Source organism: Lawsonibacter sp. LCP25S3_E2 (genome assembly GCF_052117285.1).
Taxonomy (GTDB): Bacteria; Bacillota; Clostridia; order Oscillospirales; family Oscillospiraceae; genus Lawsonibacter.
In genome coordinates, this window is sequence record NZ_JBQKJL010000011.1 from 65,591 (window position 1) to 85,377 (window position 19,787).

A 19,787-nucleotide genomic window follows, 5' to 3' on the forward strand; every position below is an offset into this window, starting at 1 on the left:
TTGCTCAACTTAAAAAGGGAGTGGAGCGTATGGCATACTTGATGCTCGGGATTGTAATGATTTTTCTCTCCATTGTGTTCCGGTTGGCAGCCGTGTTTCGCCTGACCATTCCACTGCTTTATGCGCTGATTGTCCCCACCGTGTTCCATGAATGGTATTATGCCAATCAGACTCTGGCCAACGTCATCTGGTATGTGCTGCTGGCGGTGGTAGTCCTGTCCTGGGTAGTTTCCCTGGTTCGGAAGGTTCGGGGCATTCTGCTCCGGCGGAGAGAGGACAAGATGCTGGAGCTTATTGTACTTAATCGCATGCGGGAGGCACAAATGTATGGGAAACCGGAACCGGATGGAGGATATAAGATCCAGGTGGATGACCTGTTTGACGATGATTAACCAAGCCCCATCAATTCCCGGATGATCCGGTCGCTCATCTTATCGGTACGCTGATTTGCCACAAAAGTGAGCGCAACAAAATCAACAAGACCTTCCGTTTCACTGAGCCTGAGGAGCAGTTCCGGCACGAGAACTTCTTCCCGCCCATTGTATCCAGAGAAATCTGGGAGCAGGCTCAGGTACTGCTGGCGGAAAGGAAAGAGCGAAATGTCCGGGCCGGAGCTAATCAGAGTATCCTGCGGTATGGAGGCCTCCTGCGCTGTGAGGACTGCGGCCGCTCCTTTGTGGGAAAACGAATCCATACGAAAAGTGGGGAGCGGGTGGAGTATTCCTGTGATACCTATCACAGATATGGGAAGGAATACTGCTCCTCCCACACGGTGGATGAGCGTATCCTGGATGAGCTCATCACCAAGGAACTCATGCAGACCAAGGCAATGTATGAGGAAAACTTCCAGGCTATGGAGCAGCTGATTGACCAATGGCAGCCAAAGGCCAGTGCCGCTACCACCCAGATTAAAAAGCAGAAGGAGCGAATCACCATGCTGGAGGAAGAAATGGAGGCCATCTTGATGGAACGGATTCGGGATAAAGCCAACACCGAGCGCTATGACCGGATGATCCAGAAACGCGAAGCCGAGATCGCAGCGGCCCAAAAGCAGATTGAAGAACTGAAAAATATTGAGGAAACTCTGCGCAGCCGGCAGGCTAAGCTGAAGTGGGACATCAGTATGATGGATGATATTTTGAAAGAGAGACACCTAAGTGAAGCCCATCTGCGCCTGCTGGTGGACAAAATCTATGTCCACGAGGAAGATGGAAAACTATCTCTGGATATCTGTCTAAAAGCTCCCTTTCGGGACCATCTGGACATCTATGAAAATGGAGAACAAACAGAATGCTGGGTTCCTCACAGCTACGGTTTTGAACTTCTGAATGATGTCATTCCAAACAGTTTACATGAAAATGAGTGAGTAATATGAGGGTGTGGATTTATTCCAGATTATCCAATGATGACGATTGCGAAATGAATTCCCTGCTGAATCAGCAGGAGATCTGTCTAACCTTTGCAGAGCGGCAGGGGTATCAGATCATGGGACAGTCTTCTGATGATAATGCCAGCGGTATGAACTTCAGCCGCCGTGGGCTGGATGAGCTCACGGCGGCTGTGGATGCCGGCAGGCTAGATGCTGTCCTCGTCAAGGATCTCTCCCGCCTGGGGCGGCACAGGACACAGACGGCCCTGTTTATCGATTACCTGCGGGAACGCGGGGTTCGGGTGATCTCCGTCACAGAAGGGCTGGACACCGCCTCGGAGGAGGACGATCTGGTCATCGGTGTCCGTGGCCTGATGAACGACTACTACGCCAGAGATATCGGGAAAAAGATCCGGTCTGGTTACCGGCAAAAGCAGCGGGAGGGCATCGTGATTACCCCTCCCTTTGGTTACTGGAAAGATCGCAACACTAACACGGTTCAGCTCCACCCAGAGGCAGTAGAAACCGTTCGGATGATTTATTCTCTGTACTTACAGGGCTTTGGACAGAAGGAGATCTCCCGCAGACTCAATGAGTTGGGCCGAAAGACACCGGCGCAAATTCGGGCCGAACAGTGTGGTCGAGAAGTGCGGGCCGCGTATAAAACCAGAGATAATCGCTATCTCTGGACATATGCCAGTGTCAAAAATGTGCTGACAGAAGAGTCCTATACCGGGGTTCTTATTAACCATCGGTCAGAAACCCAGGATGGCAAGGCAAAACGATTGGAACAGACGGAATGGTATCGCCACGAAAACTTCTTCCCGGTTATCGTGGAACCAGATGTATGGAAGCAGGCTCAGCAAAGACTGAAAGAGCAGGCCCGGCCAGCCAACGGAAACCGCTCCAAGCACCGCTATGCCGGGCTGCTCCGGTGCCAGGAGTGCGGTAATGTATTCATTCCCATGATTCGTTACTGGAACGGCAAGCGGCGTGTGGAGTATGTCTGCAAGGGCTACAACCGAAGTGGAAAAAGCTATTGCAGCTCCCACCGGATTCACGAGGAAACCTTGGATGCTATGGTGTGGGAGTATCTCACGGCGGTTCGGGACAGTCGCGTCAAAGAGCGGGAGGAACTTGTGAAAATGCAAAAAAGTGGGCGTTGAGGAAACCGGTCCTCGACGCCCACATTTGTACCCTTCAAGGTCTGATTCAAACAGTAGAACAAGAAATAGACGAAATTTTGATAACTCAGCTAAAAATGAGAAAGCATCCAACTTCAAAATAACAGCAATAGCTATGTGTTTATTTTTTTGCTTTAGGCGGTTTAACAGGTGGCATTGGAGGTGGACTTTTTTGTGTTGGAATTTGGCTCCCTCTGGTGCCGTCGTTTGTTACAATTTTCCCTCCAGGCTTACTATTTCCCATCTTAATCCCCCACTCCAAATCTATTTTTAAAATACCGGTTTTTCTCATCCTCAGCCAATGTAGCACAGCGATCATTCTTGGGTAGCGCATCCGTAGTAAAATACTCTTGATCTATCTCCTCCCATTCTTTCAACTGCTGATAATAAAGGTCATTTATTTCCGGTTCAGATAAATATCCATTAGAAACATCAAACCATTTTTGTTCAGCTGGGATATAAATCGCATTTAATCGAGACTGCATCTCAGCAATGTCCTTAATTCTTTGTTGATACGGCAAAACCTCATTGATAGCACTTACTACCTGTCCAACCACAATTATTAGTCCCCAAACGAAACTCAACTCAGTCCAAATGGCCCAGGCGGCTATTGCGCTTGAGGAGGCCACAGCAACACCAATTTTAATCTCTCTATTTATTTTTACATATTCAGCAAAATGGTTTGCCAAATAGCACAATTCAAATTTAAATTGTGTAATTTGTCGCCAATATCGTTCTTGCAAAACCTTCGACTCCCTGTCAGCATTTTGGATTATTATACCATCAGGTTGTTTTTTCGACAAGCTCTGCAAATGGAATTTCCAGCATGATAAAACTCTGACAGAATTCATGCTACTATTTCCAATTCTAATACTCAATAATTTCTATAAAAAGGAGCAAGCTTCAATTGCTTGCTCCTTAAAAGTGGTGCGCCTGAAGGGACTCGAACCCACACGCATCGCTGCACGAGAACCTAAATCTCGCATGTCTACCAATTCCATCACAGGCGCATATTTAGTTTTAAAGATCGCGGGCACCGGAAATGGAACGGTAATTCTTCACTAAGGTGACAGCACCTAAATCTCGCATGTCTACCAATTCCATCACAGGCGCATATTCTGTTTTAAAAGATCGCGGGCACCGGAAATGGAACGGAAATTCTTCACTGAGGTGACAGCACCTAAATCTCGCATGTCTACCAATTCCATCATGCCCGCACATATAAGTGGCAGGGACGCCCTGCCGCTATTTTTCCAAAAACTTCTTCCGCAAGGTGACAGCGCCTAAGTCTCCCATGTCTACCAATTCCATCACAGGTGCATATTCCATTTTACTGACACAAGCCACGGAAACTCGCACCCTGCAGCCAGACTATAAGACCCACATTAGCCCTCTTCTCCACGAAGAGAAGCTGAGTGAGCCTCTGTCACTGTTCTCCCATTTTATAGTGCTGTTCTTTATCATACACAATGCTGATTCAAAAGTCAATTCAATTTGGGCAGTTTCCTCCCCCGCACTCAAAAAGAAGCGGGCTTTGCTCCACATTCCAGTGCCATTGCAAGGGCCTCCACAGCCTCTGTCACATAAGCATTGAGCGGCTTTTCCGCCACGCCTGCCACCATAACGCCACAGCTATTCATAGGCACCAAATACTTTTTTCCTCTGCAACTGCCCACCGCCTCAGACATAGCAGGCGTTACCTCTCCCAGAATGGCATTCGCCACCACAATGCCCACCGGCCCCAGCACTCCATCCGCATCCGCTACCGCCCGGATCACCGGGTTTTCCCCCGTAGCTCCAAAATCAGCCCCTGCCTTGAGCATGGCAGCGGTAGCCAGGGCGTTGGTGCCGATGGCATAAATACTTGCCTGAGGCAGGCGGGCACGCACTCCCTCCACCAGCAGCTTGCCCAACCGCCCCCCCTGGCCGTCGATGACTACAATTTTCATATTCGATCCTCCACACGCTCTCCCTCCACCCTCATAAACTGGAGTGGAGGTGTTTTTATGCTTTCATTCCATTGTGCGGACTCCGGACAGCTGCTCGCCGCAGCCACAGCCCTTTCCTCCGCTCTGGCCCAGGGGAAAAGTTCCGAGGAGCTCGCCCGCCTGGCCGCTTTTTTTACTCTGGTGGGGGACACACTGGCCCTTTTCTCGCTCCAGCCCGAGCGTAGCTGTGAGCCTTCTGAACGGATCAATGACCCAGATAGTCCTTGATCTCGTCCATACGCTCCACCGTCATCTGATATCCTTCCGCCCACAACAGGCGCAACTTCTCCGTGTCCCGCTCAATCCGCCCCACTCCCAGGGTTGATTTTGGAGCGATCACCAGGAGTTTTCCCTCACGTTCCAACTCAAATAGCTGCTCCCGATTCTCATTATACCGCTGGGCACGGGTTTCCATAGCCGCGACAAACTTTGGATATTCCTGGTACTGCTTTCGAATCAGCCGGATCATCTGATCCGGCTTACGCCGGTACTCTCTGGGCCGTGTCAGCACTACGATGACCCGCTGGCACCCTTTGTCCAGGGCTCGCTGCCATGGAATGGAGTCAGCTGCACCGCCATCCAGATAGGGCTGGTCATTAATCCGGTAAATCGGAAACAGCAGCGGCATGGCACAGCTGGCCTGCAGCAGCAGCGACTCTTTGTCTTTCCGAGGTACCGGCAGATAGTCCGCCTTTCCTGTGTTGAGATTGGTTACCACTGCCTCTACCTCGCCGGGATACGCCGCAAAGGTATCATAATCAAAGGGAATCAGCTCGTTGGGGATGGTATCATAGGCAAATTTCAGGCCAAAATAGCTGCGGTTACTCTTATCCATCAGATTGTTCATCCCCATGTAACGCTTATCCGGGGCATAACGGGTCACTACCTCCAGATTCCGCCGGGGCTGCTTGGACACATAGCTTACACCATAGGCAATGCCCGCGGAGACACCAACCACATAGTCTGTCATAATGGTCCCGTCCAAAAGGGCATCGCACACCCCGCTGGAAAAAATAGCGCGGAGGGCTCCTCCCTCCAATACCAAGCCAGTCTTCATGGAAAACTCCTTTCTGCCTGTCTCATTTCATAGCTAACATTATACTCCCTCTTTGCCCTTTTTGTAAACACTGCCCTAAATTCTTGACACTTCCCTGTCCCAGGAGGTAGAATAAGCCAAGTAACGCAATCCGGGAGGTATCGGAATGAAGACCCACAAAAAAGTTTCCGTCATTCCCATCTATCTGGTGGGACTGACGTGGCTCCTATATGCCCTTCTGTTCCCCCTGTACGCCCCATTCCACTATATCCTATGCGCTGGGGCGTCACTGCTGGTATTCATCATTGGAAAGGCCATCTTCCCAGATAAGGTCTACCAGACTCGTGAGGACCAGAAGAAGGCCGCCCAAGAAAAGGCTAAGGAACAGGAAAAGGCCGAAGCCCAGCAGAAGAAGGCCGAAGAGGAGGCCCTGTCCAAGGATCCTCAGGTGGCCGCTCTCCAAAAGGAGCGGGCTCGGGCCATCTCCGAGATGCGCCGTCTCAACGATGCCATTCTGGACGAGAAGATCTCTGCCCAGATCGATCATCTGGAGGAGGTCACCGGAAAAATCTTGGACCAAGTGATCCAGCAGCCGAAAAAGCAGCCCCAGATCCGGCGTTTTCTGGACTACTACCTGCCTACCACTTTGAAGCTTCTGAACGCCTACGACCGGATGGACTCCGTAGGCGTATCAGGCAGCAACATCGACGCCACCAAGGAGAAGGTGGAAAAGATGCTGGACACCGTGTGCCAGGCTTTTGACAAACAGCTTGACGCTCTGTTTGGCGAAGAAGCTCTGGATATTTCCACGGACATTACCGTTATGGAAAACTTACTGGCCCAGGAGGGGCTGACCGGAATGGACATCAACCAGAGCAAGACGGGCCGCGAAGGGATCAATTTAGAGCTTTAAAGACCGCCTTGCCAGATTATATGCAGAAGAACAAGATAGGAGGAACCCCATATGAGCGATGAACTGAATATGACCCCGGAACTTACCCTGGACCCCGCCGGCTCCGCCGCCGCCCAGGCCGCCGCTCCGGAGCTGACTCTGGACCCCGCCCCGGCCGCCGACACCGCCAATGCTGAGGAGCAGGCCGCTCTGCAGGCTAAGCGGGACGCCAACGCCGTAAAACTGGACGAGTCTATGCTCACTGAGGCCGAGCGGAAAATGGTGGAGGAGTTTTCCCAGAAGATCGACGTCACTGACTCCAACCTGGTGCTCCAGTACGGCGCCGCTGCTCAGAAGAATATTGCCGCATTCTCAGAAAGCGCCCTGAACAACGTAAAGACCAAGGACCTGGGCGAGGTGGGCGAGGCTCTGTCCTCCCTGGTGGTCGAGCTGAAGAATTTTGGGGACGACGAGGAGAAAAAGGGCGGCATCTTCGGCTTCTTCCAGAAGAAGAAAAATGAGCTGGAGGCCATGAAGGCCAGCTATTCCAAGGCCGAGACCAATGTGGACAAGATTGTCAAGGTGCTGGAAAACCACCAGGTCACCCTGATGAAAGACATCGCCATGTTCGACCAGATGTATGAGCTCAACACCAAGTATTATAAAGAGCTCACCATGTATATCCTGGCCGGTAAGAAGCGTCTGGAGTATCTGCGCACCCATGATCTGGCCGAGCTGAAGAAGAAGGCTGAGGAGACCGGTGCCCAGGAGGACGCCCAGGCTTACAACGATTTTGCCAATCTCTGCGCCCGGTTTGAGAAAAAGCTTCACGACCTGGAACTGACCCGGATGATTTCGATTCAGATGGGCCCTCAGACCCGTCTTCTGCAAAATAATGATACCCAGATGCTGGAGAAGATCCAGTCTTCTCTTGTGAACACCATTCCTCTGTGGAAGAGTCAGATGGTGCTTGCTCTCGGTCTGGAGCACGGCCGCCAGGCTACCGCTGCCCAGACCGCCGTCACCGACATGACCAATGAGCTTTTGAAGAAGAATGCCGATATGCTGAAGATGGGTACCATTGAGACTGCCCGTGAGGCTGAGCGCAGCGTGGTGTCGATCGAGACCCTCCAGCACACCAATCAGCAGCTGATCACTACCCTGGATGAGGTGATGAAGATCCAGACCGAAGGGGCCCAGAAGCGGAAAGAGGCCGAAGCGGAGCTGGGCCGCATCGAGGGTGAGCTGAAGCAGAAGCTGCTGGAGTTAAAGGGTTAAAACTATGAAATTTTTCCGTAAAACCTGGGTGGCCGCAGTATTGTCCCTGGCCATGATCGTAGGCGCGGTCGCCATTGGACAATTCAAGGGACAGGGCCCCGCTGCCACAAGCCCCAAAGAGTTGGGACTGGACAACACGCTGTCCACCAGCCAATATAACCAATATATCATGGATGAGGCCGGAGCCCTCTCTTCCACAGAAGAAGAGCGCATCAGCCTCTATAACGCCAACTGGGTCCAGCGCTATGACAGTCTCATTGCCGTAGCGGTGGTAAACCAGGTGGACGGGACTGTGGAGGACTATGCCTACGACCTGGGCACCCGTATGGAGTTGGCCAGTGCAGATGGAGTTCTGGTGGTGGACGCAGACAGCGGCAACAGCTACCTTGCGGTGGGCCCGGATTATCCCATGAGTGACAGCCAAATCACCTCCTACATGAGCAGCTATCTCTACGCCTACGTGATGAACCAGAACTATGGCGATGGGATTTTGAATCTATTCCAGAATATCAACGAATACTATGTGTCTGAATTTGGCCTGGGCTATCTGGACAACACCAACTCTGCCTATTCCGTTGCCCCTTCCCGAGCCTTGGTCGGGATCGTCATGCTGGTAGCAGCGCTGCTCATCGTTGCTTCCCTCATTGACTCCATTCGCTACACCACCTACCGCAGCCGTTACTTTGGCGTGGTAAATCCCCCGGTCATGTTCCGGCCCATCCTCTTCTGGCACGCGCCAGGTTCTTTCTGGTACCGTCGGCGTTGGCACAGACCCCCGCCCCCGCCGCCTCCCGGTGGTCCTCGCGGACCAGGCGGAGGTTTCGGCGGATTTGGCGGCTTCTCTGGCCCCAGAGGCGGAGGCTTCTCCAGCGGTAGCCGCGGCGGCGGTTTTTCCAGCGGTCCCCGCGGCGGCGGCTTCGGCGGCAGCCGGGGTGGTGGCTTCGGCGGCGGCCGGGGCGGCGGCTTCGGCGGTGGCCGGGGCGGTGGCTTCAGCGGCGGCCGGGGCGGCGGCTTCGGCGGCGGCCGGGGCGGTGGCTTTGGCCGATAACGCCTTTCCTACAGTCGATTTTCTTTCCCACAACACGGGCTGCTGCAGGCAGCCCGTGTTTTTGCATCCAGCCGCACCCACATTTTTTGGACATACCCCCGTCATTCCCCGCATAGGATGGAACCAACAAACGATAGGAGTGTTGCTTCCATGCAGAACGGCTGGAATGAAAACAAAATTTTTCTTCGGGGAAGGCTCTCCGCTCCGCCCTCTCCCTCCCATGTCAATCATGCCACCCAATATTTTCTCCTCCCCCTTACGGTTTCCCGACTGTCTGGCGCAGAGGACTGTCTCAACGTGATTGCCGCCGCCCCTCTGTTGGAGGGATTGGACCTGCGTCCGGAAGCACCTTTGACGGTTTCCGGGGAAGTGCGTACCTTTAATAACCGCAGCGGGGTCGGCAGCAAACTGGTGGTCAGTGTCTTTGCCAAGCTGCTGACCCAAGAGGATGGGGAAGATGAAAACCGCTTGCTCCTGTCCGGAACGTTATGTAAGCCTCCCGCCCTTCGGGCCACCCCTCTGGGGCGCACCATCTGTGACATGATCCTTGCGGTCAACCGCCGGTATGGTCGGGCAGACTATCTGCCTTGCATTGCCTGGGGGAGCCTGGCCCATAAATGTGCCGGTATGGAGGTGGGTGACCGGCTCAGCCTGGCTGGACGGCTGCAAAGCCGCCACTATAACAAGGAGGTAGACGGACAGCTTCAGCAGCGCACTGCCTTTGAGGTCTCCGTCATGTCTTTGGCTCCGGCGGGAAACATTCCTTCCCACGCGGTTGACAAGGTTTTTTCTTCCGGGTATGATGAGGTTACATACTTTACCCGGAAAGGATGATCCTCATGTCTCACATTTACACCAGTGTGGAACAGCTCATCGGAGGCACACCGCTGCTGCGCCTGTCTCACCTGGAAAAACGGTTAGACTGGAAGGCAACGGTTCTGGCCAAGCTGGAATATCTTAATCCCGCCGGTTCCGCGAAAGACCGTCTGGCTCTCTACATGGTCAACGCTGCCGAAGCCCAGGGGGCCTTGAAGCCCGGCGGCACGATCATTGAGCCCACCTCAGGCAACACAGGCATCGGCCTTGCCATGATGGGTGCCGCCCGTGGCTATCGGGTCATCCTCACCATGCCCGACTCCATGAGCGCCGAGCGGCGGGCCATGCTCTCCGCCTACGGGGCACAGCTTGTGCTCACCCCAGGTAATCTGGGAATGCAGGGAGCCGTGGAAAAGGCTGAGGAGCTTCGGGACTCCATTCCCGGCAGCTTCATCCCCCAGCAGTTTGAAAACCCTGCCGGTCCTGAGGCCCACTACCGCACCACTGGCCCTGAAATTTGGCAGGACACGGACGGAACGGTGGATATTCTGGTGGCAGGCGTGGGCACCGGCGGGACTCTGTCGGGAGCGGGCCGCTACCTGAAGGAACAAAACCCTGCCCTGCGGGTCTTTGCAGTGGAGCCCGACACCTCTCCCCTCCTCTCCGGCGGCCAGGCCGGCCCCCACGATCTTCAGGGCATCGGGGCCAACTTCATCCCCAAGGCTTTGGACCGCACCGTATACGACCAGGTGATCCGGGTTGCCGATGCGGATGCCTTCCAAATGGGGAGAGAGATCGTCCGGCATGAGGGCGTGCTGGTGGGCATCTCCTCCGGCGCTGCCCTGTGGGCAGCAGGCGAGCTGGCAAAGCAGCCGGAATATGCAGGCAAAACCATTGTTGCCATCCTGCCCGACTCCGGAGACCGGTATCTGTCCTCCCAGATGTTTCAATGAGCAAAAAGCCGCCTTTGAAAGGCGGCTTTTTTTCGCATATTTTTTCTCGGGAAGAAAACACTAGGGATACATCCATTTGTAAAAGGAGGTATTTCTATGAATCCATCCCGCTCACTTCGCCGGGCCGTGCTTCCCTTTCTGGCCTTGACGATGGCTTTGTCTCTTACCCTGCCCGCCTCAGCTTTTTTCTGGAACAGCAAGAAGGAGTCCTCTGCCCTACAAGACTTTTCCAAAAACGGTATGATCGGCTCCGTGATTTCCTTCACTCCGGAAGAATTCGGCGTAAATGATAAAAGCGCCGATCCCCTGGTACAGATCACGCTGGATGTCCTCCCCGATGCTGGTGCGGGCGTACTGTGCATGGGCAGCGAACCCCTGGAGGCCGGATGTGCTGTGGATGTATCCGCCCTGAACGGTCTTCGTTTCCAAAGTTCTCAGTCTCCCACCCTTACTACCACCACGTTTGCCTTTACTCCCACCTTTGCCTCTGGGCAGCAGGGTGGGCAGGTGACGGTGACTCTCTATCTTCTGGAACAGGAGAATCAGCCTCCCGTAGCCCGAAACATGGAGCTTTCCACCTATAAAAACGTAGCTATCACCGGTTACTTTGATGCGGTGGATGGCGAAGGGGACACCCTCACCTTTCAGCTTACCTCCACCCCTGCCCGCGGGGCGGTAACTTTAGCTGATGATGGATCCAGCCAGTTTGTTTACACCCCCTATGAGAACAAGACCGGCAGCGACCACTTCACCTACGTGGCCATTGACTCTGCAGGCAACGCCTCCCCGGAAGCTACCATCAAACTGCGCATTGACAAACCGGATACCCAAGTGACCTACGCCGACATGGATGGGAACCCCGCCCATAAGGCAGCCATCCGCCTGGCAGAAGAAGAGATCTATGTAGGCCGGTATGTGGATGGAAATTACTTTTTTGACCCGAACCGGCCTGTCACGCGAGCCCAGTTTTTGTCTATGGCTATGTCGGTAACAGGGCTTGAAGAATTGGAGGGGGTCACCCTCACCGGCTTCTCCGATGACGCTGCCATCCCCACCTGGGCCAAGGGCTCAGTTTCCGCCGCTTTGAAGGCCGGAGCCATCAGCGGCACCCGTGACGAGACGGGTGCTCCCATTTTCGGCGCAGATCAAAATATTACCCGTGGAGAAGCCAGCGTTATGCTCAATAACCTGCTGGATATCACGGACGTGCCTTTGGAAGTATTCTCCTCCACCGGCACGGAAGGCCACTGGGCTGCCCAGGCGGCCGCCAACCTGTCCGCCTCGGGGGTCACCGCTCCCCAGAATGCCGGAGCAGTTCAGCTCTCTGACCAGCTCACCCTGGCTCAGGCCGCGGAGATGCTGGATGGAGCCCTTGATATGATGGACAGCCGGGAGAGCGGCTGGTTCCTCTTCTAAACAACAGCGCCGCCAAAGGGATATTCCCTTCGGCGGCGCTCTGCTGTTTTAATCCTCGTCCGCGGCAGCGTCGTACATGGCGCGGGCACCGCCCATCGTGCTTCCCTGGGAAGATGCCACCCCGGCGGCAGCCCGGAACCGGGCCCGAGACTTCTTAATCTCATCATAGGCCTCGGCCACAGCCTCCTCGGTGCGGCGCAGTGCGTCCTCGCAGTACTCGTTGGCCGAACGCTTCAGGTCCCGACTGCGCTCTTCCGCCTGCTGCATCATCTCATTGGCTCTCTGGCGGGCCTGCTGGGTGATGGACTCATCGGAAATCATCTGACGGGCCCGGTCCTCGGCGGCCTTGATAATGGCCTCCGCTTTATATTTGGCCTCGTTCTCCAACTCCGCCCGACGGGCCATCATCTTCCGGGCCTCGGTGAGCTCAATGGGGAACTGGCTGCGCACATCGTCAATGAGGTCCAGAGCTCTGTCCCGCTCGATGACGCATTTATCGCTGGACAGCGGGGCATTCTTTGCCTCGTCGATCATCTCAAAGAGCATATCCAGTAATTCTTCTACACCGCTTGCCATGGCGTTTAACCTTCCTTTCCTTCCATTTCCCTCATGCGCCGGTTCACATCGTCCACAATCTCCCGTGGAATGAACTCCGCCAGGTCGGCCCCGTAGCGGGCCATCTCCTTGACGATCGTGGAGCTGAGGTAGGTATATTTATCGCTGGAAGCCAAGAACATGGTCTCCAGCTGTGGGTTCAGCTTCCGGTTGATCACCGCCATCTGAACCTCCTGCTCATAGTCAGATACCGCCCGCAGGCCCTTGACCACCACATGGGCATCCCGGCGCTTTGCGTAGGCGGCCAACAGCTCGTTGGAAAAATCCACCTCCACATTCGGGAAGCGCTCTGTAGCCCGGCGGAGCATCTCAACCCGTTCCTCCGGGGTAAACATCCCCGTCTTCTTGGAGTTGATCATGACGCACACGATGACTTTATCAAAGCAGGCAGCTGCCCGTTTGATGATATTCAGATGTCCCAGGGTAACCGGGTCAAAGCTGCCCGGATAAATGGCGGTATTCATCGTTCCACACTCCCTGCCCGGCGGCAGATGGTGAGCTTGATCTTGCCGTACCGGTACTCTCTCCCCACCTCATAGGGGGATTCCAGCGGGGGAAGGCTCCATTCCACCGGACTTTCGCAAACGATTATACCATATTCCCCAAGAATGTCAAACCGGCAGATATCATTGACACATTTTTCCAAAAGTCCGCTTTGATAAGGCGGGTCCAAAAAAATCACGTCAAACTTCTCCCGACAGGCGCCTAAAAAGGACAAAGCCTCCCCCTGGACCACACGGGAGCGGTCCTCAAAACCAACCAACTTTACGTTCTCCCGGATGAGGGCAGCGGCCTCCCGCCGCTGATCCACAAAGGTACAGCGCTGTGCCCCACGGGACAGGGCCTCGATGCCCAGCTGGCCGGTGCCGCCGAACAGGTCCAACACCCTTCTCCCCTCCAGCTCAAACTGGATGATATTAAAGATGGACTCTTTTACCTTGTCCGTGGTGGGGCGTGTGTCCATGCCCTGGAGCTCTTTAAGCTTTCTGCCTCTGGCAGTTCCTGAAATCACTCTCACCGTTTTCTACCTCGCTTTATTGTTCATCCGGCTCTTCCTTGCCTGATTTTTCAGCTTCAACGTTTTCTTCCCCATGGAAATACAGATAGACTGCCTGAGCGGTATTTTGAGGCACCGCCTCCCGCAGCTGTTCCAGGGATGCCTCCCGAACCGCCTTGATGCTTTTGAAGCGTTTTAAAAGCTGCTGGCGGCGCTTCTCCCCCACACCGGGGATTTTATCCAGCACCGAGGTTTTTACATGTCCTCCCTGGAGCTGGCGGTGGTATTCGATGGCAAAGCGGTGGGTCTCCTCCTGGATCTGGCCGATCAGGGCAAACACCGCCGGAATGGCCTGGATGCCGATCTCCCGGCCGTCAGGGTGAACCAGGGCCCGTGTGCGGTGGCGGTCATCCTTCACCATGCCGAAGGCGGGGATGTCCAGGTTCATCGCTTCCAGCACCCTTCTGGCCACCCGCACATGCTCCAGACCTCCGTCAATGAGCAGCAAGTCCGGCTTGTCGGCAAACTTCTCGTCCCCATCCAGATACCGGCGAAAGCGCCGGGTGAGCACCTGCTCCATGGAGGCGTAGTCGTTGGGACCATCCATATCCTTCAGCTTAAAGCGCCGGTAATCCCGCTTCAAAGGCCGTCCATCCACATAGACCACCATGGAAGCCACAATGTCACTGGCTCCCTGGTTGGAAATGTCGTAGGACTCCATACGCCGGGGCGGTGTTTTCAGGGCCAGCATTTTTCCCAGGGCCTCCAGCAGCTTGTTCTGCCGCTCCTCCCGTGTGGTGGCCCGGATGACCTCCTCTTGGGCGTTCTGGTTGGCCAGCTTAATGAGATCCATCTTGGCCCCCCGCTGGGGCGTGATGAGCTCCACCTTCCGGCCCACCTGCTCGCTGAGCAGCCGGGTGAGGGGCACCTGGTCGCTGAGCTCGCAGGGCAGCAGAATCTGCTTGGGCAGCCGGGTGCGGCCTACATAATATTCCCGCACCAGGGAAGAGAGCACCGACTCCTCGTCCTCCTCCATGGGGGTCTCCAGCAAATCAAACTCCTTGGCGGCCAGTTCCCCCTCCAAAAAGTGGAGAACCACAAAGCAGCTTTTGGCCTCGCCCCGGAAAAATCCCGCCACATCCGTGTCGGCCAGAGATCCGGCCACCACCTTCTGCCGGGCCCCTAACAGCTCGATGGCCCGCAGCCGGTCCCGAAGCTGGGCAGCCTTTTCAAAGCGCAGCTCCTCCGCCGCCTGCTCCATCTCTGCAGTCAGATCCGCCTGTACTTCCTTAAACCGGCCCTCCAGCAAGCTCACTGCCTGGGCAATGGCCTGGTCGTGCTGCTCCTTCAGTTCGTCTCCCCGGCAGTAGCCGTCACATTTGCCCATGTGAAAGTTGAGGCAGGGCCGCTCCTTGCCGATGTCCCGTGGAAACTTTTTGTGACAGGAGGGCAGGCGCAAAGCGGAGCGCAGGGCATCCATGATGGCCTGGGTGCTGTGACGGCTGGCGTAGGGGCCAAAATACCGGGCCCCATCCTCTGCCGCCTTGGAGGCCAGGGAAAAGCGGGGATAGGCCTCGTTGGACAACCGGATATAGGGGTAGCCCTTGTCATCCTTCAAAAGGATGTTATACCGGGGCTGGTGGCGCTTGATCAGGGAGCACTCCAGAACCAGGGCCTCAAACTCGCTGTCCGCAATGATCACGTCAAAGTGATCAATCTGAGAAACCATCGCCCTGGTTTTTTCCGTGTGGGAGGCGGAATCCTGAAAATACTGGCTCACCCGGTTTTTCAGGGCCTTCGCCTTGCCCACATAGATAACAGTGTTTTTCTCATCCTGCATGATATACACGCCGGGCTTCAAGGGCAAGGAATGGGCTTTTTCTTTTAGTTCATCAAAGGTCATGGGTTCCACCGCCTCTCACCAAACGGGCCAACGAGTTGAAATATCAAAAAAGGCGCCGCTTAGCGGCGCCTTTTTATGGTTTGGGATTACTCGGAAAAATCAGACGAGATCATCTTCTGCAGAGCCTCGACGGCTTCCTTTTCATCGGGACCATCGGCGATCAGCTTGATGGGAGTTCCCTTTACGATGCCCAGAGACAGAACGCCCAGCAGGCTCTTGGCGTTGACCTTGCGCTCCTCCTTCTCAACCCAGATGGAGCTCTTGAACTCGTTGGCCTTCTGGATGAAAAAAGTAGCGGGTCTGGCATGCAGACCGACCTGATTGTTCACGACTGCTTCCTGACTATACATATCGCGTACCTCCGCCCTCGTCATTAAGATGTGTTTTTAGCATACCAGATTTATCCCTCTTTCGTCAATGTTAATTTCCACAAATATCACGGTACTTTTGGATAAATTTTGCAGAAATTATCACTTAGTTTTTGTTAGTTTCTTCAAATTTAAGGGATAAATTCAGATTTTTTTCGGCCTTTCCCGTTTTTCTCAAAAGAAAATTGTCATTTTGCGGTTTCACTTCAGCTCCGCCACCGTCACGCCGTCCTCCCCGGCGCGGGCGTTTCCTGCGGGAAACGCTTACGCGCTTACGCGCGCCGCGCCTTCAGGGGGGAACCAGTTCCCCCCTGAGGCCCCCCATGCTCTCCGAGGGGACGGGGGTTTTATTCCGGGCCTTCTTATTTCAGCTCCGCCACCGTCACGCCGTCCTCCCCTTCGCCGTAGCGGCCGGGACGGAAGGACTTGATATAGCGGCTGCGCTTGAGGTAGGTGCGCACGGCATTTCGCACCGCTCCGGTGCCCTTGCCGTGGATGATGGTCACCGTCTCCAGCTTGCCCATCATGGCAGTGTCCAGGAACCGCTCCAACACGGCGATGGCCTCGTCGGTCATCATGCCCCGCAGGTCCACTTGGCTGGGAACAGCAGCCGTGCGGATGGTGTGCTCCGCCCGTGCGATGATCTTCCGGGTGGCCTTTTGGCTCTCCGTCTCGCCCTCCACCACCCGGACTTCCTCCTGCTTGGCGGAGATCTTCAAAATGCCCGCCTGGAGCTGGAGGGAGCCATCCTTATTGACCGACAAAACGGTAGCCTTGGTTCCCATCTTCACCAGCTCCACCGTATCTCCCGCCACGGCCGGGCGGGTAGGCGGCGGCACCTCTATCTCTTTGGCCGGGCCGCCGATGTTGCGCTCCGCCTCGTTCAGGAGCCTGCGGGACTCGGCCCGGCTGTCGTTCACCTGCTGCCAGTCCAGCTTATCCTGGCGCTTTTTTATCTCCTTCAGCTCGCTGAGGGCCAGGTCGCTGGCCGCCCGAGCCTCCTCGATGATGGCACGTGCCTCGTCCTGGGCCTTCTCCACTACTTTGGCCCGCTCCGCCTCCAGCTTTTCCCGGTACTCCCGTGCCTTCTGGGCGGACTGCTCCATCTCCAGCTTCAGCCGTTTGGCCTCAGCCCGTTCCTTCTCCATCTCTTGGCGCTGCTGGTCCAGGCGGGTGAGCACGTCCTCAAAGCGTACATTTTCCGCATCCAGCCGGGCCGCCGCCTTTTCGATGATATATTCGGGCAGCCCCAGCCGCCGTGAGATGGCAAAGGCATTGGACTTTCCGGGAATCCCCATCACCAGGCGGTAGGTGGGAGCCAACGTCTCCACATTGAATTCGCAGGAGGCGTTCTCCACCCCCTCTGTGGTCATGGCGTACACCTTGAGCTCGGCATAGTGGGTGGTGGCGGCCACCTGGGCCCCCAGTCCCCGAGCACTTTCAATGATGGCAGCGGCCAGAGCTGCGCCCTCCACCGGGTCAGTGCCCGCACCCAGCTCGTCAAAGAGGATGAGGGTATTGTCGTCCGCCTCTTCCAGAATGCCCACGATGTTGGTCATGTGGGAGGAGAAGGTGGACAGGGACTGGGCGATGGACTGCTCGTCTCCGATGTCGGCCAGTACCCGGTCAAAGATCCGCACGGTGGAGTCGTCCTTGGCCGGGATATGAAGGCCGCACTGGGCCATTAGGGTAATGAGCCCCATAGTCTTTAACGTCACCGTCTTGCCGCCGGTGTTGGGGCCGGTGATCACTAAGGTGTCAAACCGCTCCCCCAGCTCCAGGTCGTTGGCCACCGCCTTCTTCTGGTCCAGCAGGGGATGCCGGGCTCCCCGGAGCTTCATAAATTTCTCCGAGAGCTTTGGCTCGGTGCACTCCAGCTTCAGGGAGAGCTTCGCCCGTGCAAAAATGGCATCCAGCCAGATGAGCAGCTGGTAGTCCTCTAAAATGTCCTCCTTATGTGCGGCGCACTGGGCAGACATCTCAGCTAAAATCCGTTCGATTTCCTTCTTCTCCTTGGCCAACAGCTCCCGCAGCTCGTTATTGGCCTTCACCACCCCCATGGGCTCGATGAAGAAAGTGGAACCGGAGGAAGACACATCGTGGACCAGGCCGGGAATAGCATTTTTATGCTCTGACTTCACCGGCACCACATACCGGTCGGAGCGGATGGTGATGATGGACTCCTGCAAATACTTGGACTGGTTGGAAGAGATGAGCTTTTGCAGAATGTCCCGTACCTTGGCCTCGGTAGCCCGCATGTGGCGGCGGATGGAAGCAAGCTCAGGACTGGCAGAGTCGGCCAGCTCATCCTCCCCTACGATAGAGTTGGTGATAGTCTCTTCCAGGAACTTATTGGGCGTAAGGGCCCGGAAGAGATGGGAAATGGGGCTTTTTTCCTCCCCCGCCCCGTAGTCCCCGGCGGTACGGGCCGTCCGGAGAACAGCGGCGATCTCCAAAAGCTCCCGTGTATTGAGGCTGCCCCCCATATCCGCCCGCTGAAGGCTGGCAGCCACAGGCCGGATCCCCGCAAAGCCAGGGGTGCCCCGCAGAACCAGCAGCTTCACCGCGGCAGTGGTCTCCTCCTGGGCCCGGCGCACATCGTCCAGGTCGGTCATGGGCCGCAGGCTGAGAGCCCGCTCCTTCCCCTCATCGGTGACGGCACAGGAAGCCAGCAGCTCCAGCACCCGCGGCAGCTCCAGGGTGAGCATGGATTTTTCAAACAATTCGCTCATAACACGATCTCCAAAACAAGTGTTTTTTCTCTCTGTTATTATACCCGCACCCTTCCCCTTCGTCAATGAATTGCCGCCGGGGAGCGGGTTCTTTCTGCCCCACTCCCCAATTTTTAAAGGAATGCTTCCTTTTTTCATTGCTTCGCTGGCCCGGATATATTATAATAATATTCGCCGTTTATGGCAGGAAATTCATGGGGAATCGGGCAGAAATCGCTGCCCCCCATTTCAGGAGGTAACGCAGTATGAACAAGCCTGTCCTTGTGGTCATGGCCGCCGGCATGGGCAGCCGCTACGGCGGACTGAAGCAGCTGGATCCGGTGGGAAACCACGGCCAGCTTATCATCGACTACTCCATCTACGACGCCCGCCGGGCTGGATTTGAAACAGTGATCTTTGTCATCAAGCATGAGATCGAGGACGCCTTTAAGGCCGGAATCGGCGATCGTCTCTCCAAGGTCATGGACGTAAAGTACGCCTACCAGGACCTCAGTGACTTGCCGGAGGGCTACGCCATCCCCGAGGGCCGGGTGAAGCCCTGGGGCACCGCTCACGCCATTCTGGCCGCCAGGAAAATCATCGACGGGCCCTTCGCCGTCATCAACGCCGACGACTGCTATGGTCCCGAAGGGTTTAAGGCCATCTATGACTACCTCTCCGCCCATCCCGACCAGGAGGGCTGCTATGAATACGCCATGGTGGGCTATCTGGTGGGCAACACCGTCACCGAAAACGGCCACGTGGCCCGTGGCGTGTGCGTGGAAGATGAGGAAGGGTACCTTCTGAAGGTCACCGAGCGCACCCACATTGAAAAAGACGGGGCCGACGCCCGGTATACCGAGGACGAGGGCAAGACCTGGACCGCCCTGCCTGGGGACACCATCGTGTCCATGAACCTGTGGGGCTTCACCAAGAGCTTCCTTACCGAGGCCGAGGCCCGTTTCCCCGCCTTCCTGGACAAGGCGCTTGTGGAAAATCCCCTGAAGGGGGAATACTTCCTGCCCAGCGTGGTAACCCAGCTTCTGGAGGAGGGCAAGGCCCGTGTAAAGGTGCTGCGCTCCCACGACAAGTGGTATGGGGTCACCTACCACGAGGACAAGCCCATGGTGGTTGCTGCTCTGGCAGAAAAGACCGCTCAGGGGCTCTACCCCGATGATCTCTGGGGAACCGGGAACTGATTGCACGAAAAAGC

Annotated in this window: 21 protein-coding genes and 1 tRNA gene; 11 read left to right on the forward strand and 11 right to left on the reverse strand. The window is 55.8% G+C overall.

Annotated features, from left to right (window positions below; genetic code table 11):
• The first annotated feature begins 29 nt into the window (after positions 1-29).
• Positions 30-392 carry a hypothetical protein gene (locus ACTQ3R_RS10800; RefSeq protein WP_020989633.1) on the forward strand — a complete coding sequence of 121 codons (363 nt, stop codon included), beginning with the start codon at positions 30-32 and terminating at the stop codon, positions 390-392.
• Here ACTQ3R_RS10800 and ACTQ3R_RS10805 read toward each other — a convergent pair.
• Positions 389-520, reverse strand: coding sequence for a hypothetical protein (locus ACTQ3R_RS10805; protein WP_441779230.1), 132 nt, complete (start codon positions 518-520; stop codon positions 389-391). The genes ACTQ3R_RS10800 and ACTQ3R_RS10805 overlap by 4 nt on opposite strands.
• On the opposite strand from ACTQ3R_RS10805, the gene ACTQ3R_RS10810 reads away from it, so the two are divergent.
• Both ACTQ3R_RS10810 and ACTQ3R_RS10815 read left to right on the forward strand, forming a co-directional pair.
• Positions 473-1,366 carry a recombinase zinc beta ribbon domain-containing protein gene (locus ACTQ3R_RS10810; RefSeq protein WP_441779296.1) on the forward strand — a complete coding sequence of 298 codons (894 nt, stop codon included), beginning with the start codon at positions 473-475 and terminating at the stop codon, positions 1,364-1,366. The genes ACTQ3R_RS10805 and ACTQ3R_RS10810 overlap by 48 nt on opposite strands.
• A gap of 5 nt (positions 1,367-1,371) precedes the next feature.
• Complete coding sequence (locus ACTQ3R_RS10815; RefSeq protein WP_441779229.1) at positions 1,372-2,535, forward strand: recombinase family protein; 1,164 nt, start codon at positions 1,372-1,374, stop codon at positions 2,533-2,535.
• 263 nt (positions 2,536-2,798) lie between these two features.
• Here ACTQ3R_RS10815 and ACTQ3R_RS10820 read toward each other — a convergent pair whose 3' ends face one another.
• The 3 genes from ACTQ3R_RS10820 to ACTQ3R_RS10830 form a co-directional block, all read right to left on the reverse strand.
• The gene (locus tag ACTQ3R_RS10820; RefSeq protein WP_441779228.1) at positions 2,799-3,404 is read right to left on the reverse strand and encodes a hypothetical protein; all 606 of its coding nucleotides are present in this window, start codon (positions 3,402-3,404) and stop codon (positions 2,799-2,801) included.
• Positions 3,405-3,478: 74 nt separating this feature from the next.
• Positions 3,479-3,563, reverse strand: a tRNA-Leu gene (locus ACTQ3R_RS10825).
• Positions 3,564-4,070: 507 nt separating this feature from the next.
• The gene (locus ACTQ3R_RS10830; RefSeq protein WP_441779227.1) at positions 4,071-4,502 is read right to left on the reverse strand and encodes a DUF3842 family protein; all 432 of its coding nucleotides are present in this window, start codon (positions 4,500-4,502) and stop codon (positions 4,071-4,073) included.
• A 57-nt stretch (positions 4,503-4,559) separates the two neighbouring features.
• Here ACTQ3R_RS10830 and ACTQ3R_RS10835 point away from each other — a divergent pair, with 57 nt between their 5' ends.
• Positions 4,560-4,769 carry a DUF6774 domain-containing protein gene (locus ACTQ3R_RS10835; protein ID WP_441779226.1) on the forward strand — a complete coding sequence of 70 codons (210 nt, stop codon included), beginning with the start codon at positions 4,560-4,562 and terminating at the stop codon, positions 4,767-4,769.
• On the opposite strand, the gene ACTQ3R_RS10840 is transcribed toward ACTQ3R_RS10835, so the two are convergent.
• The gene (locus ACTQ3R_RS10840; RefSeq protein WP_441779225.1) at positions 4,747-5,598 is read right to left on the reverse strand and encodes a patatin-like phospholipase family protein; all 852 of its coding nucleotides are present in this window, start codon (positions 5,596-5,598) and stop codon (positions 4,747-4,749) included. The two genes, ACTQ3R_RS10835 and ACTQ3R_RS10840, sit on opposite strands and share 23 nt — an antisense overlap.
• Before the next feature lie 145 nt (positions 5,599-5,743).
• Here ACTQ3R_RS10840 and ACTQ3R_RS10845 point away from each other — a divergent pair, with 145 nt between their 5' ends.
• From ACTQ3R_RS10845 to ACTQ3R_RS10870, 6 genes are all read left to right on the forward strand, one after another.
• Positions 5,744-6,490 (forward strand): 5-bromo-4-chloroindolyl phosphate hydrolysis family protein, encoded by a 747-nt coding sequence (locus tag ACTQ3R_RS10845; RefSeq protein WP_441779224.1) that lies wholly within the window; start codon positions 5,744-5,746, stop codon positions 6,488-6,490.
• Between the two features lie 51 nt (positions 6,491-6,541).
• Entirely contained in the window at positions 6,542-7,747 is a 1,206-nt protein-coding gene (locus ACTQ3R_RS10850) for a toxic anion resistance protein (RefSeq protein ID WP_441779223.1), read from the forward strand.
• Positions 7,748-7,751: 4 nt separating this feature from the next.
• A complete protein-coding gene (locus ACTQ3R_RS10855; RefSeq protein WP_441779222.1) occupies positions 7,752-8,795 on the forward strand; it encodes a TPM domain-containing protein in 1,044 nt (347 codons plus the stop codon).
• A gap of 150 nt (positions 8,796-8,945) precedes the next feature.
• Positions 8,946-9,629 carry a single-stranded DNA-binding protein gene (locus ACTQ3R_RS10860; protein ID WP_441779221.1) on the forward strand — a complete coding sequence of 228 codons (684 nt, stop codon included), beginning with the start codon at positions 8,946-8,948 and terminating at the stop codon, positions 9,627-9,629.
• 5 nt (positions 9,630-9,634) lie between these two features.
• Complete coding sequence (gene cysK, locus ACTQ3R_RS10865) at positions 9,635-10,564, forward strand: cysteine synthase A (protein ID WP_441779220.1); 930 nt, start codon at positions 9,635-9,637, stop codon at positions 10,562-10,564.
• Between the two features lie 96 nt (positions 10,565-10,660).
• Positions 10,661-11,980, forward strand: a complete 1,320-nt coding sequence (locus ACTQ3R_RS10870) for an S-layer homology domain-containing protein (protein WP_441779219.1) — start codon at positions 10,661-10,663, stop codon at positions 11,978-11,980.
• A gap of 48 nt (positions 11,981-12,028) precedes the next feature.
• Here ACTQ3R_RS10870 and ACTQ3R_RS10875 read toward each other — a convergent pair whose 3' ends face one another.
• The 6 genes from ACTQ3R_RS10875 to ACTQ3R_RS10900 form a co-directional block, all read right to left on the reverse strand.
• Positions 12,029-12,556 (reverse strand): hypothetical protein, encoded by a 528-nt coding sequence (locus tag ACTQ3R_RS10875; RefSeq protein WP_441779218.1) that lies wholly within the window; start codon positions 12,554-12,556, stop codon positions 12,029-12,031.
• A 5-nt stretch (positions 12,557-12,561) separates the two neighbouring features.
• Positions 12,562-13,059 (reverse strand): pantetheine-phosphate adenylyltransferase, encoded by a 498-nt coding sequence (gene coaD / locus ACTQ3R_RS10880; protein ID WP_441779217.1) that lies wholly within the window; start codon positions 13,057-13,059, stop codon positions 12,562-12,564.
• A complete protein-coding gene (gene rsmD / locus ACTQ3R_RS10885) occupies positions 13,056-13,613 on the reverse strand; it encodes a 16S rRNA (guanine(966)-N(2))-methyltransferase RsmD (RefSeq protein WP_441779216.1) in 558 nt (185 codons plus the stop codon). The genes coaD and rsmD overlap by 4 nt, the downstream gene beginning before the upstream one ends.
• A 16-nt stretch (positions 13,614-13,629) precedes the next feature.
• Positions 13,630-15,495, reverse strand: a complete 1,866-nt coding sequence (gene uvrC / locus ACTQ3R_RS10890; protein WP_441779215.1) for an excinuclease ABC subunit UvrC — start codon at positions 15,493-15,495, stop codon at positions 13,630-13,632.
• A gap of 86 nt (positions 15,496-15,581) precedes the next feature.
• Positions 15,582-15,845, reverse strand: coding sequence for an HPr family phosphocarrier protein (locus ACTQ3R_RS10895; RefSeq protein WP_441779214.1), 264 nt, complete (start codon positions 15,843-15,845; stop codon positions 15,582-15,584).
• A gap of 380 nt (positions 15,846-16,225) precedes the next feature.
• Positions 16,226-18,595, reverse strand: coding sequence for an endonuclease MutS2 (locus ACTQ3R_RS10900; RefSeq protein WP_441779213.1), 2,370 nt, complete (start codon positions 18,593-18,595; stop codon positions 16,226-16,228).
• Positions 18,596-18,840: 245 nt separating this feature from the next.
• Between ACTQ3R_RS10900 and ACTQ3R_RS10905 the strand changes: the two genes are divergently transcribed.
• Positions 18,841-19,773, forward strand: coding sequence for a sugar phosphate nucleotidyltransferase (locus ACTQ3R_RS10905; RefSeq protein WP_441779212.1), 933 nt, complete (start codon positions 18,841-18,843; stop codon positions 19,771-19,773).
• Positions 19,774-19,787: the final 14 nt, after the last annotated feature.

Excerpts from the sequence above, each read along its gene's own strand:
- ACTQ3R_RS10835 (WP_441779226.1), top strand. The coding sequence starts at position 4,560 with ATGCTTTCATTCCATTGTGCGGACTCCGGACAGCTGCTCGCCGCAGCC.
- ACTQ3R_RS10855 (WP_441779222.1), top strand. The coding sequence starts at position 7,752 with ATGAAATTTTTCCGTAAAACCTGGGTGGCCGCAGTATTGTCCCTGGCC.
- ACTQ3R_RS10870 (WP_441779219.1), top strand. The coding sequence starts at position 10,661 with ATGAATCCATCCCGCTCACTTCGCCGGGCCGTGCTTCCCTTTCTGGCC.
- ACTQ3R_RS10895 (WP_441779214.1), bottom strand. The coding sequence starts at position 15,845 with ATGTATAGTCAGGAAGCAGTCGTGAACAATCAGGTCGGTCTGCATGCC.
- ACTQ3R_RS10860 (WP_441779221.1), top strand. The coding sequence starts at position 8,946 with ATGCAGAACGGCTGGAATGAAAACAAAATTTTTCTTCGGGGAAGGCTC.
- ACTQ3R_RS10800 (WP_020989633.1), top strand. The coding sequence starts at position 30 with ATGGCATACTTGATGCTCGGGATTGTAATGATTTTTCTCTCCATTGTG.
- ACTQ3R_RS10900 (WP_441779213.1), bottom strand. The coding sequence starts at position 18,595 with ATGAGCGAATTGTTTGAAAAATCCATGCTCACCCTGGAGCTGCCGCGG.
- ACTQ3R_RS10845 (WP_441779224.1), top strand. The coding sequence starts at position 5,744 with ATGAAGACCCACAAAAAAGTTTCCGTCATTCCCATCTATCTGGTGGGA.
- ACTQ3R_RS10875 (WP_441779218.1), bottom strand. The coding sequence starts at position 12,556 with ATGGCAAGCGGTGTAGAAGAATTACTGGATATGCTCTTTGAGATGATC.
- ACTQ3R_RS10840 (WP_441779225.1), bottom strand. The coding sequence starts at position 5,598 with ATGAAGACTGGCTTGGTATTGGAGGGAGGAGCCCTCCGCGCTATTTTT.
- ACTQ3R_RS10820 (WP_441779228.1), bottom strand. The coding sequence starts at position 3,404 with ATGAATTCTGTCAGAGTTTTATCATGCTGGAAATTCCATTTGCAGAGC.
- ACTQ3R_RS10830 (WP_441779227.1), bottom strand. The coding sequence starts at position 4,502 with ATGAAAATTGTAGTCATCGACGGCCAGGGGGGGCGGTTGGGCAAGCTG.
- ACTQ3R_RS10850 (WP_441779223.1), top strand. The coding sequence starts at position 6,542 with ATGAGCGATGAACTGAATATGACCCCGGAACTTACCCTGGACCCCGCC.
- cysK (WP_441779220.1), top strand. The coding sequence starts at position 9,635 with ATGTCTCACATTTACACCAGTGTGGAACAGCTCATCGGAGGCACACCG.
- coaD (WP_441779217.1), bottom strand. The coding sequence starts at position 13,059 with ATGAATACCGCCATTTATCCGGGCAGCTTTGACCCGGTTACCCTGGGA.
- uvrC (WP_441779215.1), bottom strand. The coding sequence starts at position 15,495 with ATGACCTTTGATGAACTAAAAGAAAAAGCCCATTCCTTGCCCTTGAAG.
- ACTQ3R_RS10905 (WP_441779212.1), top strand. The coding sequence starts at position 18,841 with ATGAACAAGCCTGTCCTTGTGGTCATGGCCGCCGGCATGGGCAGCCGC.
- ACTQ3R_RS10815 (WP_441779229.1), top strand. The coding sequence starts at position 1,372 with ATGAGGGTGTGGATTTATTCCAGATTATCCAATGATGACGATTGCGAA.